The 12,677-nt window shown below is 71.8% G+C and carries 11 protein-coding genes; 7 read left to right on the top strand and 4 right to left on the bottom strand.

Annotated elements, in window-relative coordinates; genetic code table 11:
* The first annotated feature begins 12 nt into the window (after nucleotides 1-12).
* The 5 genes from glgA to O1Q96_RS30860 all read left to right on the top strand — a co-directional run bounded on the left by glgA (nucleotide 13) and on the right by O1Q96_RS30860 (nucleotide 8,189).
* Nucleotides 13-1,164, top strand: a complete 1,152-nt coding sequence (gene glgA / locus O1Q96_RS30880; protein WP_269251288.1) for a glycogen synthase — start codon at nucleotides 13-15, stop codon at nucleotides 1,162-1,164.
* A gap of 81 nt (nucleotides 1,165-1,245) precedes the next feature.
* Nucleotides 1,246-2,466 carry a glucose-1-phosphate adenylyltransferase gene (gene glgC, locus O1Q96_RS30875; RefSeq protein ID WP_269251287.1) on the top strand — a complete coding sequence of 407 codons (1,221 nt, stop codon included), beginning with the start codon at nucleotides 1,246-1,248 and terminating at the stop codon, nucleotides 2,464-2,466.
* A 136-nt stretch (nucleotides 2,467-2,602) separates the two neighbouring features.
* A complete protein-coding gene (locus O1Q96_RS30870) occupies nucleotides 2,603-4,972 on the top strand; it encodes a GH92 family glycosyl hydrolase (protein WP_269253785.1) in 2,370 nt (789 codons plus the stop codon).
* A gap of 199 nt (nucleotides 4,973-5,171) precedes the next feature.
* On the top strand, nucleotides 5,172-6,533 hold the full coding sequence (locus tag O1Q96_RS30865; RefSeq protein WP_269251286.1) for a wax ester/triacylglycerol synthase family O-acyltransferase: 1,362 nt from the start codon (nucleotides 5,172-5,174) through the stop codon (nucleotides 6,531-6,533).
* 159 nt (nucleotides 6,534-6,692) lie between these two features.
* Nucleotides 6,693-8,189 carry an SDR family NAD(P)-dependent oxidoreductase gene (locus O1Q96_RS30860; RefSeq protein ID WP_269251285.1) on the top strand — a complete coding sequence of 499 codons (1,497 nt, stop codon included), beginning with the start codon at nucleotides 6,693-6,695 and terminating at the stop codon, nucleotides 8,187-8,189.
* Nucleotides 8,190-8,302: 113 nt separating this feature from the next.
* Here O1Q96_RS30860 and O1Q96_RS30855 read toward each other — a convergent pair whose 3' ends face one another.
* The 4 genes from O1Q96_RS30855 to O1Q96_RS30840 form a co-directional block, all read right to left on the bottom strand.
* Nucleotides 8,303-9,058, bottom strand: a complete 756-nt coding sequence (locus tag O1Q96_RS30855) for an SDR family oxidoreductase (RefSeq protein WP_269251284.1) — start codon at nucleotides 9,056-9,058, stop codon at nucleotides 8,303-8,305.
* A gap of 94 nt (nucleotides 9,059-9,152) precedes the next feature.
* Entirely contained in the window at nucleotides 9,153-9,623 is a 471-nt protein-coding gene (locus O1Q96_RS30850) for a hypothetical protein (protein ID WP_269251283.1), read from the bottom strand.
* 146 nt (nucleotides 9,624-9,769) lie between these two features.
* Nucleotides 9,770-10,399: an MBL fold metallo-hydrolase gene (locus O1Q96_RS30845; RefSeq protein ID WP_269251282.1), complete on the bottom strand. Its 630-nt coding sequence runs from the start codon at nucleotides 10,397-10,399 to the stop codon at nucleotides 9,770-9,772.
* The gene (locus tag O1Q96_RS30840) at nucleotides 10,399-11,487 is read right to left on the bottom strand and encodes an S-(hydroxymethyl)mycothiol dehydrogenase (RefSeq protein WP_269251281.1); all 1,089 of its coding nucleotides are present in this window, start codon (nucleotides 11,485-11,487) and stop codon (nucleotides 10,399-10,401) included. The genes O1Q96_RS30845 and O1Q96_RS30840 overlap by 1 nt, the downstream gene beginning before the upstream one ends.
* Before the next feature lie 393 nt (nucleotides 11,488-11,880).
* Here O1Q96_RS30840 and O1Q96_RS30835 point away from each other — a divergent pair, with 393 nt between their 5' ends.
* The gene (locus O1Q96_RS30835; protein ID WP_217458809.1) at nucleotides 11,881-12,048 is read left to right on the top strand and encodes a hypothetical protein; all 168 of its coding nucleotides are present in this window, start codon (nucleotides 11,881-11,883) and stop codon (nucleotides 12,046-12,048) included.
* A gap of 63 nt (nucleotides 12,049-12,111) precedes the next feature.
* Nucleotides 12,112-12,594, top strand: a complete 483-nt coding sequence (locus tag O1Q96_RS30830; RefSeq protein ID WP_269251280.1) for a GNAT family N-acetyltransferase — start codon at nucleotides 12,112-12,114, stop codon at nucleotides 12,592-12,594.
* Nucleotides 12,595-12,677 lie beyond the last annotated feature (83 nt).

The raw sequence follows: 12,677 nt of genomic DNA, 5'->3' as shown, positions 1-12,677 counted from the left end.
AGGGGGTTGCGGGTGCGAGTGGGACTACTGACCCGGGAGTACCCGCCGGACGTGTACGGCGGAGCGGGGGTCCACGTCGAGTTCCTCGCCCGGGAGTTGAGACCCCTCACCGACCTGGACGTGCACTGCTGGGGCGAGGGCGCCACGGGCGGGGTGGTCCGGCACCGGCCCTGGCCCGCGCTCGACGGTGCCAACGACGCGTTGCGCACCTTCTCCGTGGACCTCTCCATGGCCTCGGCCCTCGAAGGCCGCGAACTCGTCCACTCGCACACCTGGTACGCGAACCTCGCAGGCCACTTCGCGAAGCTGCTGCACGGCATCCCGCACGTCATGACCGCCCACTCCCTGGAGCCGCTGCGCCCCTGGAAGGCCGAGCAGCTGGGTGGTGGTTACGCCCTCTCCAGCTGGGCCGAGCGCACCGCGATCGAGGCGGCCGACGGAGTGATCGCCGTCTCCGGGGCCATGCGCGAGGACATCCTCGGCTGCTATCCGACCCTGGACCCGGCGAAGGTGCACATCGTGCACAACGGCATCGACACCGGCCTCTACCGGCCCGACCACGGCACGGACGTCCTGGACCGGCTCGGCCTCGACACCTCCCGTCCCTACGTGCTGTTCGTGGGCCGCATCACCCGGCAGAAGGGCGTGCCCCACCTGCTGCGCGCGGTGCGCGACATCGATCCCGCCGCGCAGGTCGTGCTCTGCGCGGGCGCGCCGGACACCCCGGAGATCGACCAGGAGTTCCGTGTCCTGTTCGAGGAGCTCAGCCGCGTCCGCGAGGGAGTGCACTGGATCCCGCAGATGCTGCCCCGCCCCGAGGTGATCCAACTCCTCACCCACGCCGCGGTCTTCGTGTGCCCCTCGGTGTACGAGCCCCTCGGCATCGTCAACCTGGAGGCGATGGCGTGCGGAACGCCCGTCGTGGCCTCGGCCGTGGGCGGTATCCCCGAGGTGGTGGACGACGGCCGAACGGGGGTACTCGTGCCCGTGGACGACGACTTCGAGGCAGGGCTCACGCGAGCGCTGGACTCGGTTCTCGGCGATCCGGCGGCGGCGCGGGACATGGGCGAGGCCGGGCGGGTGCGCGCGGTGGACGAGTTCGGCTGGGACGCGGTCGCCCGGCGGACGGTCCGGCTCTACGAGGAGATCCTCAAGCAGGGGTAGTGCGAGGGGAGTTCCCCGAACAGGCGTAGTACGTCCTGCTCGGGGGCAGGCATGGGTCACTTAAGGGTGAGGGGAGCGGCCATGCGTCGTGGTGGGCCTTCGGTGCTCGGGATCGTGCTGGCGGGCGGAGAGGGCAAGCGCCTGATGCCCCTCACCGCGGACCGGGCCAAACCAGCGGTCACGTTCGGCGGCACGTACCGCCTCGTCGACTTCGTCCTGTCCAACCTCGTCAACGCGGACATCCTGCGCATCTGCGTACTGACGCAGTACAAGTCGCACTCGCTCGACCGGCACGTCACCACGACCTGGCGGATGTCCAGCCTGCTCGGCAACTACGTGACGCCGGTCCCGGCCCAGCAGCGGCTCGGCCCGCGCTGGTACCTGGGCAGCGCCGACGCGATCCTGCAGTCCCTGAACCTCGTGTACGACGAGCAGCCCGAGTACGTCGCGGTGTTCGGCGCCGACCACGTCTACCGCATGGACCCGCGGCAGATGCTCGCCCAGCACATCGACAGCGGCGCGGGGGTGACCGTGGCCGGCATCCGTGTGCCGCGGGCCGAGTCGTCGTCCTTCGGCGTGATCACGCCAGGTACGGACGGGCAGACGGTGGAGCGCTTCCTGGAGAAGCCCGCGGATCCGCCCGGCCTGCACGACGACCCCGAGTGCGTCTTCGCCTCGATGGGCAACTACATCTTCACCACCAAGGCCCTGATAGAGGCCCTCCAGCGGGACGCCGAGGACGCGAACTCGGTGCACGACATGGGCGGGTCGATCCTGCCCCAGCTGACCGACCGGGGCGAGGCCCGGCTCTACGACTTCAGCGACAACCACGTGCCCGGCGAGACCACCCGCGACCAGGGCTACTGGCGTGACGTGGGCACCCTCGACGCCTACTACGACGCCCATATGGACCTGATCGCCGAGCGGCCCGCCTTCAACCTCTTCAACCGCAGCTGGCCCATCTACACCAGCTCCGGCCAGCTGTCGCCCGCCCGGTTCAACGCGGGCGGCATGGCCAGCGAGTCGATCATCAGTGCGGGCTGTCTGATCCGGGGCCAGGTCACCCGCTCGGTTCTCTCCCCGGGCGTCGTCGTCGACCCGGGAGCCGTCGTCCAGGGGTCCGTCCTCCACGACAACGTGCACATAGGCCGGGGCGCGGTGGTGCGCGGCGCGGTCCTCGACAAGAACGTGCAGGTGCCGCCGGGTGCGACCATCGGCGTCAATCCGGAGCGGGACCAGGAGCTCTACACGGTGTCCAAGGACGGTGTGATCGCCCTCGGGAAGGGCCAGCACGTGTCGTAGCGGCCGGGGCGCGTTGGGCTGCCGGGGTGGCAGCGGCGCGGCCCACCCGCGGATGTCCGGTGTGTCGGGCGAACCGAGCGGTCTCATGGCGTACGACCGTCAGGCGATCCAGCCCGACACGATGGAGGACATCCGTATGAGATGGACCGGACGCCCGTGCCTGCGTACGGCGACGGCGGTGACCGTCGCCGCCCTGCTCGGGCTGGGCGGCGCGCTCGGCGCTCCCGCCGTCCGGGCATCCGAGCCGGGCGAGGACCGGCTCACCGATCTGGTCAACCCGTTCATCGGCTCCGAGCGGGAGGGCAACACCTTCCCGGGCGCCGCCGTGCCGTTCGGCATGGTGCAGTTCTCCCCGGACACGGGCCACAACACCGGCTACGACTACTCCGACGACCGCGTCCGGGGCTTCTCCCTCGTCCATCTCTCCGGCGTCGGCTGCCGCCTCGGCGGCGACCTGCCCGTCCTGCCCACGACGGGCGAGGTCACGCTGACCGACCACGCGAAGTACGCCGCCCGGTTCGACCACGCCACGGAGAAGGCGAGCCCCGGCTACTACCGGGTCGGCCTGCGGAGCGGCACCGGCGGCGACGCGTCCGTCATCGACGCCGAGCTGACCGCGACCGGCCGCACCGGTGTGCAGCGCTACACCTTCCCGGCCACCGACAAGGCGAACGTCCTGCTGAACGCGGGGCAGGCGCTGCACCGGACGGTCTCCACGAAGGTGGAGATCCTGGACGACCGCACCGTACGCACCGCGATCACCGGCAGCGGCTTCTGCCAGGCCACCAGGCCGTACACCGTCTACACGCTCACCCGTTTCGACCGGCCGTTCACGACGTCCGGCACCTGGCGGGGCGACACCGTCACCGCGGGCTCCACGCGCTCGGCGGGCCCGGGGCGCGGCGGCGCCTACGTCCGCTTCGACACCACGAAGGACCGCACGGTCGAGGCGACCACCGCGCTGTCGTACGTCGACGCGCGCGGCGCCGCCGTCAACCTCCGCTCCGAGGGCGGCCGTTCCTTCGACGGCGTCCGGGACGGGGCCCGGCGGGCGTGGGAGGACCGGCTCGACGACGTACGCGTACAGGGCGGCGACACCACGCTCCGCCGCACCTTCTACTCGTCGCTCTACCGTTCCTTCCTCGCCCCCAACCTCGGCAACGACGCCGACGGCCGCTACACGGGATGGGATCGCAAGGTCCACCGCGCGAAGGGCTTCACCTACTACCAGAACTGGTCGCTCTGGGACACCTACCGCACCCAGGCGCAGCTCCTCGCCCTGCTCGCGCCGCGCGAGTCGCGTGACATGGCGCTCTCCGTCCTCACGGTCGGGGAGGAGGGCGGCTGGCTGCCCAAGTGGGGCTACGGGACGGTCGAGACGAACATCATGACCGGCGACCCGGTCACCCCGTTCCTCACCAACGCGTACCAGCAAGGGCTGCTGGAGGGGCACGAGGAGCGGGCCTACCGCGCGCTCAGGAGGAACGCCGACGGCGTGCCGCCCGCCGACTCGCCCGCGGTGGGACGCGAGGCGAACGCGGAGTACGTCGCCGGCGGCTTCGTACCCACGGTCAAGGGACGCCCGCACGCCAAGCCCGGCGACTCCGACTACGACCACGGGGCGTCGGCGACGCTGGAGTACGCCCTGTCCGACGCGATGCTCGCCCAGATGGCGAGGGAGCTCGGCCACGAGGCCGACGCCGCGCGGTACGCCGCCCGTGCCCAGAACTACCGCCGGGTCTTCGACCCCTCGACCGGCTTCTTCCGGGCGCGGGACGCCTCGGGCGCCTTCACCGGTGCGGCCGACCCGGCGAGGAGCACGGGATTCCACGAGGGCACGTCCTGGCAGTACCAGTGGCTCGTCCCGCAGGACCTGCCCGGAATGATCGGCCTGATCGGCGGCCGGAAGGCGGCGAACGACCGGCTCGACGCGTTCTTCGGGTACGAGCGCCTCCTGAAGGACCCCGGGCGCACCGCCCGCGAGGTGTGGGTCAACGGACCGTACGCCTACTACAACGCGGCCACCTACAACCCGCAGAACGAACCCGACCTCATCGCCCCGTACACGTATCTCTCGACCGGGCAGCCGTGGAAGACCACCGACGTGGTGCACGCCGCGCTGACGCTCTTCACCGACACGCCCACGGGCATGACCGGTAACGACGACCTGGGGACCATGTCGGCGTGGCACGTCCTGTCGTCGATCGGGATCTTCCCGGTGCAGCCCGGATCCGACACCTGGGGCCTGTCCACGCCGGTCTTCGAACGGACCGACCTCGTGCTCGACCGCCGCTACCACCCGCTGGGCAGGCTGACCGTGACGGCTCCCGGCACCTCGGACACCTCCCGCTACATCCGGTCGGTGCGCGGCGACGGCGCCGCCCTCGACCGTACGTACCTGACGACCGGTGCGCTTCGGGGCATCCGGGAGCTGGCCTTCACGGTGGGCGCGGAGCCGTCCGGCTGGGGTACGGCCGCGGACGCGGCGCCACCTGCCCTGAAGTGATCGACGGGGCCGGGCGACACCCGCTCCGGCGTGATGTCGCCCACTCCAAGAAGCCTCGTGGGCCACACGCGTCCCGCTCCTCCCACAAGGAGCGGGACTTAATCTGTTGTTAACTGTGGGTAACTCGATCGTACTTGACCGTAATCGCTGCCCGGGATTGACTGCTGACTCACCCGCCGCCGACGCGAGAGCCAAATCCTTGACCTCTGACCTTCTCGCACCTCTCGACCTGGCGTTCTGGAACATCGAGTCCCCCGAGCACCCCATGCACCTCGGGGCACTCGGGATCTTCACGGCCACCTCGCCCGCCGCCGCCCGGCACGCGGCCGATCTGCTCGCGGCCCGCGCGGCCGGCGTCCCGGGCCTGCGCATGCGGATCCGCGACATCTGGCGGCCGCTGGACCCCAGCCGGTCACCGGCCTTCGGCCTGCTCCGGCCGCTCGCCTTCGGTGGCGCCGCCCGGGAGGCGGCCCCGGACTTCGAGCCGCTCGACCACGTCCGTCTGCACGCCCCCGCCGCGGACTTCCACGCCGCCGCCGGTGCGATCATGCAGCGGCCCCTGGAGCGGGACAGGCCCCCGTGGGAGGTACACGTCGTGCCCGGCACGGAGGGGACCTCCTTCGCCGTGCTCTTCAAGTTCCACCACGCCCTGGCCGACGGACTGCGGGCCCTGACGCTCGCGGCCGCGGTTCTCGACCCCGTGGAGATGCCGGCACCCCGTCCGCGTCCCGAGGCACCCGCCCGCGGCCTCCTCCCCGACCTGACGAAGCTCCCCGAGCTCGTCCGCGGCACACTCTCCGACGTCGGCCGGGCGCTCGACATCGGCACGTCCGTCGCCCGCGCCACCTTGGGCGTACGGTCCTCCCCGGCCCTGGTCTCCGAGCCCACCGGCACTCGCAACGTCGCGGGCGTCGCTCTGGAACTCGACGAGATCCACATGATCCGCAAGAGCGTGGGCGGCACCGTCAACGACGTCCTCATCGCCGTCGTCGCGGGCGCCCTGCGCCGCTGGCTGGACGAGCGCGGCGACGGCAGCGAAGGGGTGACCCCCCGGGCCCTGATCCCCGTCTCGCGACGCCGCCCGCGCACCGCCCACCCGCAGGGCAACCGGCTCTCCGGATACCTGGTACGGCTTCCCGTCGACGATCCGGACCCGCTGTCACGCCTCACCGCCGTGCGCACGGCCATGGACCGCAACAAGGACGCGGGACCCCACCGGGGCGCGGGCGCCGTCGCCCTGCTCGCCGACCACGTCCCGGCGCTCGGCCACCGGCTCGGCGGGCCCGTCGTGGGCCAGGCGGCCAGGCTGCTCTTCGACATCCTGGTCACCAGCGTGCCGCTGCCCGGCATCGGCATGAAGCTCGGCGGCTGCCCGCTGACCGAGGTGTACCCGCTCGCCCCGCTGGCCCGGGGCCAGGCCCTCGCGGTCGCGGTGTCGACGTACCGCGGACGGGTCCACTACGGGCTCGTCGCCGACGCGAAGGCGGTCCCGGACCTCGACCTGCTGGCCAGGTCGCTGACCGCCGAGGTGGCGGAACTGGGCGCCGCCTGTGCAGCCTGAACCCCTCCCCGCGGGCCCGGCGGACCGCCCCGCCCGGGCCCGCGGGAGACCGGTGATCATCGCGGGTTTGGTGCCTTTGCCCCGCACTCCGTAAAATTCCGCCTTCGAAAGCGAGCGCGGTTCGAGCGCGGCGCACAGACCCGAGGAACGGCAACGGCGATGACGGTGACACAGGACAGCCAGGCGGCCCCCGCCGTGGACACGGCAGAGGCTCCGGACGGCTCGTACGGTCCCGGTATCGACCCCGAGCGGCTGGCCGTGTGCCTCGGCGTGCTCGACGAACTCGAGAAGATCGACATCGACCACCCCGACGCCGTGGCCGTCCGCCGCGCCACCGCGGGCATCTACCGCTCGGTCAAGCAGCGCCGTCGCCAGGAGCGCAGGGCCGCCAAGACCGCCCACGACAAGGCGGTCACCGAGGCCACGGCCACCGGCTCCGCCCAGCGCATCGACGACGAGACCGAGGGCGTCCTGCCGTCGTCGGTGACCGAGGCCGGCGAGATCGCGGGGATACTCCAGCGCCCCCGCTCCTGCTACACCTGCAAGACCCGCTACGTCGAGGTCGACTTCTTCTACCACCAGCTCTGCCAGAAGTGCGCCGCCGAGAACCGGGCCCGCCGTGACGCCCGCACCGACCTCACCGGCAAGCGCGCCCTGCTCACCGGCGGCCGCGCCAAGATCGGCATGTACATCGCCCTCAGGCTGCTGCGGGACGGCGCGCACACCACGATCACCACGCGCTTCCCGAACGACGCCATCCGCCGCTTCAAGGCCATGCCCGACAGCGACGAGTGGATCGGCCGGCTGAAGATCGTCGGCATCGACCTGCGCGACCCGGCCCAGGTCGTCGCGCTCGCCGACTCGGTCGCCGCCGAGGGCCCGCTCGACATCCTGATCAACAACGCCGCGCAGACCGTACGCCGCTCCCCGGGGGCCTACAGCGAGCTGCTCGCCGCCGAATCCGGTCCGCTGCCCGCCGGTGAGCTGCCGCCCGCCGAGATCATCGGCACCTTCGGCTCCGGCGCCGTCTCCGCGCTGCCGGTCGCGGGCAGCGGCGCACTGTCCGCACAGGACGTCACCGGTCTCGCGCTCGTCTCCGGTTCCGCCTCCCTGGAGCGGATCGCCGCCGGCACCGCCATCGACGCGGGCGGCCTCGTGCCCGACCTGCACGACACCAACAGCTGGATCCAGGCCGTCGAGGAGGTCACGCCCATCGAGCTCCTTGAGGTCCAGCTCTGCAACTCCACCGCGCCGTTCATCCTCATCAGCAGGCTGCGCGCGACGATGGCCGCCGCCGACGCCGACCGCACGTACATCGTGAACGTCTCCGCCATGGAGGGCGTCTTCAACCGCGGCTACAAGGGTGCGGGCCACCCGCACACCAACATGGCCAAGGCCGCGCTCAACATGCTCACGCGCACCAGCGCCCAGGAGATGTTCGAGAAGGACCGCATCCTGATGACCGCCGTCGACACCGGCTGGATCACCGACGAGCGGCCCCACCCGGACAAGATGCGGCTGGCGGACGCGGGCTTCCACGCGCCGCTCGACCTCATCGACGGAGCGGCCCGCGTGTACGACCCGATCGTGCGCGGTCAGCAGGGCGAGGACCTGTACGGGGTCTTCCTGAAGGACTACGCGCCCGGCAAGTGGTAGTAGCCGCTGCGCGGGGCCGGGCGTTCTGACGTCGCACGAAAGGTGCGGGCCGGTGGGCGCTCAGCCCCCGGGCCCCTTGTGAGCGTGGGCCGGTGTGCGGTTGCACGTGCCTTTCACGGGGTGTGCGCTGCGCGGACCCTGGTGCCGCCGTCCACCAGCAGGTCCGTCCCCGTGACCCACTCCGCCGCGTCCGAGGCCAGCCAGACGACGGCCCGGGCGATGTCCGCGGGCTCACCGATGCGGCCCATCGGAAGCCCGGCCGCGATTTCGTCCTCGGCCGGCTCCCAGACGAAGCGCGCCATCTCGGTGCGTACGAGGCCGGGGGAGACGGAGTTGACCCGTACCCCGGGGGCGAGCTCACCCGCGAGCTGCTGGGTGAGGTGGAGCAGGGCCGCCTTGCTCGTACCGTAGGCGCCCACGTTCGGCCCGACGTGCGCCGCGCCCTCGGTGCAGATGTTGACGACCGAGCCGCCGTGCTCACCCATCCAGGCCCGCCACGCGTGCTGCACCAGCCGCAGCGGCGCCTCCACGTTGACAGCGAACGCCGTCCCCCACCCGTCCGGGTCGGCGTCCATGAGGGGGCCGAGGGGCTGATTGGTCGCCGCGTTGTTCACCAGCACGTCGATCCGGCCGTACTCGTCCATCGCCAGCGCGGTCAGCTCCCGCAGATGCGCCGGATCGGCGACGGTGCCGGCGAGGCCCACGCCGCCGAGCCGGGCGGCGGCGCCGTGCACTGGGTCTGCGTCCCGCCCCGTGACGCAGACCCGCGCCCCCGCCGCCACGAGCCCCTCGGCGACGGCCAGCCCGATCCCTCGCGAGGCCCCGGTGACGATGGCGACCCTGCCCTCCAACGCGTGCGGCGACGTCATCCGCGTACCGTCTCATGACGGGCCGTCAGTCAACAGGCCCCGTCCGGCAGGGCTTTGCCGCTGCCAGGGGTGCCGCTGTCCGGCAGGAGTGCGGTCAGTCGAAGGCGCCCAGCCGTGCGTGCCGGGCCGACACGAGCTCCAGCACCGTGCGCCAGTCCTCGAGCACCCCCGCGTCCAGGCCCGCGGTCCGGGCCGCTTCGTCGGCCTGCCGCAGGATCAGCACGTCCTCCAGGTCAGGCTCGTCCAGGACGGCGTGATGCACCCGGGTGTCCCCGTGGAGACGTACGAGAAGGGCGACGCGCTCGCCGAGCAAGGGCCGGACCGCGTCGGCCGCGTGGTCGGCGTGACCCGCGGCGCCACCCGGCCGCAGCAACTGCCCGACGACGTGCACCAGACCCGCCACCTGGAGTTCCTTGTCAGCCGGGCGGCCCCGGCGCAGCAGCGCGGCGGTCTGCAGGGCGTGCTCGTGCAGATCCACCGGGGCGCCACCGAGGCAGGCGGTGCCCCGGGTCCCTCGGCAGGCGTGCAGCAGATCCATCAGTTCCTCGACACTGCGCAGCTCCATGCGCCAGTCCTCCCTGCGGGCGAGAAAGGCCGTTGTCTCGCGCCAGCAGACCATGGCCGGCTTTCGGCCGGGCCAACGGGAACTGAACTGCGCACCGTGCGAAGGTCCCGCCCCGAGGCCGCGGCTCCCGGGGCGGCCTGTCCGTCTCAGTGCCCCCGGTCGATCCACTCCTGGAGGTGCGGGGCCTCGGCGCCGACCGTCGTCGAGTCGCCGTGCCCGGTCCGCACCACCGTCTCGGCGGGCAGGTCGAGCAGCCGGGTCCGGATCGACTCGACGATCGTCGGGAAGTGGGAGAACGACCGGCCCGTCGCGCCCGGTCCGCCCTGGAAGAGGGTGTCGCCGGTGAAGACGGCGCCCAGCTCCGGGGCGTACAGGCACACGGCGCCCGGGGCGTGGCCGGGGGTGTGCAGGACGGTCAGCTCCACGCCCGCCACGGAGAGCCGCTCGCCGTCGGCCAGCTCGCCGTCCGGCAGCCGGTCCGGGTGCGTCTGCTTCCAGAGCGGCAGGTCGTCCGGGTGCAGCAGGACCGGTGCGCCGGTGCGCGCCGCCAGCGCCGGGGCCGCGTCGATGTGGTCGTTGTGCGCGTGCGTGCACACGATGGCGCGCAGGGTGCGGTCGCCCAGCGCCTCGGCGATGGCGTCGGCGTCGTGCGCCGCGTCGATGACGACGGCCTCGGTGTCGTCGCCCACGATCCACACGTTGTTGTCGACGTCCCAGGTGCCGCCGTCCAGGCTGAAGGTGCCCGAGGTGACCAGGTGCTCGATACGGGCGGCCATCAGAGCTCCACCACCGAGCGCAGCACGTCACCCTCGTGCATGCGGTCGAAGGCCTGCTCCACCGCGTCGAGTGCGATGGTCTCCGTCACGAACGCCGACAGGTCCAGACGGCCCTGCTGGTGGAGGTCGACCAGCATGGGGAAGTCGCGCGAGGGCAGGCAGTCGCCGTACCAGGAGGACTTGAGGCTGCCGCCGCGGCCGAAGACGTCCAGCAGGGGCAGTTCGAGCTTCATCTCCGGTGTGGGGACACCGACCAGGACCACCGTGCCTGCCAGGTCACGGGCGTAGAACGCCTGCTTGTACGTCTCGGGCCGGCCGACCGCCTCGATGACGACGTCGGCTCCGAAGCCGCCGGTCAGCTCGCGGATCGCCTCGACGGGGTCCGTCTCCTTGGAGTTGACCGTGTGGGTGGCGCCCATCGTGCGGGCCTTCTCGAGCTTCCGGTCGTCGATGTCGACAGCGATGATCCTCGCGGCGCCGGCGAGGTTCGCCCCGGCGATCGCGGCGTCGCCCACGCCCCCGCAGCCGATGACGGCCACCGAGTCGCCGCGGCCCACCCCGCCGGTGTTGATGGCCGCTCCGATGCCGGCCATCACGCCGCAGCCGAGGAGGCCCGCGACCGCCGGGGACACGGACGGGTCGACCTTGGTGCACTGGCCGGCCGCGACCAGGGTCTTCTCGGCGAAGGCGCCGATGCCCAGGGCGGGGGAGAGCTCGGTGCCGTCCTCCAGGGTCATCTTCTGCTTGGCGTTGTGCGTGTCGAAGCAGTACCAGGGGCGCCCGCGCAGACAGGCCCGGCACTGGCCGCACACCGCACGCCAGTTGAGGATCACGAAGTCGCCGGGGGTCACGTCGGTGACGCCGTCGCCGACCGACTCGACGACGCCCGCCGCCTCGTGGCCGAGCAGGAAGGGGTAGTCGTCGCTGATGCCGCCCTGCTTGTAGTGCAGGTCGGTGTGGCAGACGCCGCAGGCCTGCACCTTCACCACGGCCTCGCCGGGACCCGGGTCCGGAATGAGGATCGTCCGGATCTGCACCGGTTCGTTCTTCCCGGGGGCGATGACACCGCGTACCTGCTGGGCGGCCATGTCGGGCTCCTTCGCATGGACAGTGGGGCGTTGATCATGTTGGCACAGGGCCGGACGGGTGGATCCGTGCCTGTGGACAACCGAGTGAAACACGGTGCGCGCAGCGCCCGGTGAAGGCCCGGCGACTTCAGATGGTTACACCTTGTTTTCAGCCCCATCGAGCGGCGGCCCGCTCATTTGGTTACCCTGTACGGGACGGACAGCTCATTTGGGTTCCACCCACACCCACGGTCCGTCCCGGGACAAGCCAGTCACCACGGCCTGCTCTCATGTGAGTTGACCGGCGCCACCGCGTCCGAACTGCCTTTACCCAAACCCGAGCGGGCGTGGAGCGGCCGGCAGCAGAGTGGTCCTGCACGCCCCGAGGGTGACCCGACACATAAGGAGTGCGCGGTGACACCGGAGAAGACGAATCTCGATCAGGGCACCAAGGACCGTACGGACGCAGGCCGGGCCGAGAAGCTCGGCAGTCTCGAGGTGTGGGCCAGGTCCGCCCCCATCCGCCTGGCGGGCTACGAGGACGACCTCGCCGAACCCCACATCCTGCCCAGCGTGGACTGACCGCCCAGGACCACGGAAAGCCCCAGGATCGCTGATCGGCATGGACGTGCCAGACTCGCGTCCATGCTGATCAGGGAAGCCGTGGACACCGACTGGCCGCGCATCTGGCCCTTCTGGCACCGCATCGTCTCCGGCGCCGAGACCTACGCCTGGGACCCGGACACCTCCGAGGGGGACGCCCGGGTCCTGTGGATGGCGCCGGGCAAGCGGGTGTACGTCGCCGAGGACGCCACGGGACGCGTCGTCGGCTCCGCCTATGTCACCCCCAACTACGCAGGCCCCGCGGCCGCCGTCGCCAACGCCGGATTCATGGTCGATCCCGACCACTCGGGACGGGGCGTCGGCCGGGCCCTGGCCGAACACGTCCTGAGGACGGCCAAGGCCGACGGCTACCGGGCGATGGTTTTCAACGCCGTCGTGGAGACCAACCCCGCCGTGAAGCTGTGGACGTCACTGGGCTTCACGATCGTGGGCACGATCCCCGACGCGTACGACCACCCCACCCGGGGCAGGGTGGGCCTGCACGTCATGCACCGCGCGCTCTGACCGGTCGGGCCCCGGGGAACACAGCCTCTTCTTCGGGTGTGAGGGACCGTGGCCGGCCGCGACGGACCACGGACAAGCTGCCG

Source organism: Streptomyces aurantiacus, assembly GCF_027107535.1.
Taxonomy (GTDB): domain Bacteria; phylum Actinomycetota; class Actinomycetes; order Streptomycetales; family Streptomycetaceae; genus Streptomyces.
Note: the sequence above shows the minus strand (reverse complement) of the source record. Positions and strands in the feature narration are given on the sequence as shown.

What these genes read in the sequence shown, in the direction of transcription:
- glgC (WP_269251287.1), top strand. Translation starts at nt 1,246, where the DNA reads ATGCGTCGTGGTGGGCCTTCGGTGCTCGGGATCGTGCTGGCGGGCGGA.
- O1Q96_RS30870 (WP_269253785.1), top strand. Translation starts at nt 2,603, where the DNA reads ATGAGATGGACCGGACGCCCGTGCCTGCGTACGGCGACGGCGGTGACC.
- O1Q96_RS30860 (WP_269251285.1), top strand. Translation starts at nt 6,693, where the DNA reads ATGACGGTGACACAGGACAGCCAGGCGGCCCCCGCCGTGGACACGGCA.
- O1Q96_RS30855 (WP_269251284.1), bottom strand. Translation starts at nt 9,058, where the DNA reads ATGACGTCGCCGCACGCGTTGGAGGGCAGGGTCGCCATCGTCACCGGG.
- O1Q96_RS30850 (WP_269251283.1), bottom strand. Translation starts at nt 9,623, where the DNA reads ATGGAGCTGCGCAGTGTCGAGGAACTGATGGATCTGCTGCACGCCTGC.
- O1Q96_RS30845 (WP_269251282.1), bottom strand. Translation starts at nt 10,399, where the DNA reads ATGGCCGCCCGTATCGAGCACCTGGTCACCTCGGGCACCTTCAGCCTG.
- O1Q96_RS30840 (WP_269251281.1), bottom strand. Translation starts at nt 11,487, where the DNA reads ATGGCCGCCCAGCAGGTACGCGGTGTCATCGCCCCCGGGAAGAACGAA.
- O1Q96_RS30830 (WP_269251280.1), top strand. Translation starts at nt 12,112, where the DNA reads ATGCTGATCAGGGAAGCCGTGGACACCGACTGGCCGCGCATCTGGCCC.